At 28.2% G+C, this 1,263-nt stretch carries 1 protein-coding gene; it reads right to left on the bottom strand.

What is annotated here, in order from left to right; translation table 11 throughout:
* Nucleotides 1-588: 588 nt before the first annotated feature.
* Nucleotides 589-1,263 (bottom strand): hypothetical protein (locus LLA01S_RS12000; protein WP_218006054.1); only part of this gene is annotated, 675 nt, incomplete at its 5' end.

A 1,263-nucleotide genomic window follows, 5' to 3' on the forward strand; every position in this document is an offset into this window, starting at 1 on the left:
AAAAAATTAGCATAGCTATAAACAAATATATAAAAAATACCATGTATCACATAGTATTTTTTTTCGATTACTTTTTTATATTTCTTGAATAGTTGGGCGAAACATGGTTATTTACAAACAATTGAATATAAATGGACAAAAGCGCGTGCAATATTCTAAATTAATTAATATTTGAAAACAAAGTTTAGAGTACATTTATATAAAGTATGTATTAATCCACCCAAATCTTTTTATCTACAAATATTTGAAATATTTGATAGTTGAACGAGTATAGTGGTAATAATATTTAGAAGTATTAGTTTACTTAACTTGGTAAAAACCCATCCCCCAGGTTATACTGAACTATTATTCAAACACTCTCGTTCAGACAATATTGGTTAATTCCAAATCAAAAAGAACGATACTAGTTTAAAAATAAATTTCTTTTTATATCTGTTTATTTTCTATTAGTCCTAATCTTGCTTCAACTTCGTCCATCAACATAGATTGTTTTTCGAGTTGTTCTTGCATTTCTTTTAAATTTTTAAGTGTATTCATAATTTTCTCCTCTTTATTTTAAATTCAGTTGTAAGTGATAGCCCTAGCGACTTACTTATACTCATACTCATATTCATTGACCATTTGATTATATAGCGCTTCCTGTTCCTTATCAGTCATATATTCTTGTGCTTCCTGTTCTTGCAATATCCATTCTATATCAATAAAATCATCTTGATTATAAAATTCTTCTTGTTCTAGTCTTTGTTCTGCCATATACCGTTCTAAGCCATCCAAATGTCTTTGTTTAGCTTCTGGGTCTTCCTCAACCGTATAAATCATCTTAGATTCAACAATCAGTTGAGAGAAAACTGAATCCATTACTTGAACATACAATCCGCTATGTACCAAACGATAGTAAACTTTCTCATTCATTTTTACTCTTTTTGTTTGTTCATGCTTGCTCTGTGAGCTATTTGCATTCTTCATGACACGATTATAGAAGCTTTCTCTTACCTTATCAATATCTCCTTCTCCACCAACTTGAATCTCATCAAAGATAGTAAACAGTCTGTAAGCATATTTAAATCCAAATTTTTCTTGAACTGCATTATCAACCTCTCTTTCTATTTCAATTATAGTTTTAACTTTGAAAACCTTAGTACGCATATCAGCTTTAAAATATTCATTTTTTAATTCTTTTTCTTTATTGTTTTCCACTTGAATTTTACTTGATAATTTATTTTTAAAAATCATGTATTCTTCATATCTTTCAACATCAATCTC

The sequence above is a fragment of the Lactococcus cremoris subsp. cremoris NBRC 100676 genome (genome assembly GCF_001591705.1).
GTDB lineage: Bacteria > Bacillota > Bacilli > Lactobacillales > Streptococcaceae > Lactococcus > Lactococcus cremoris.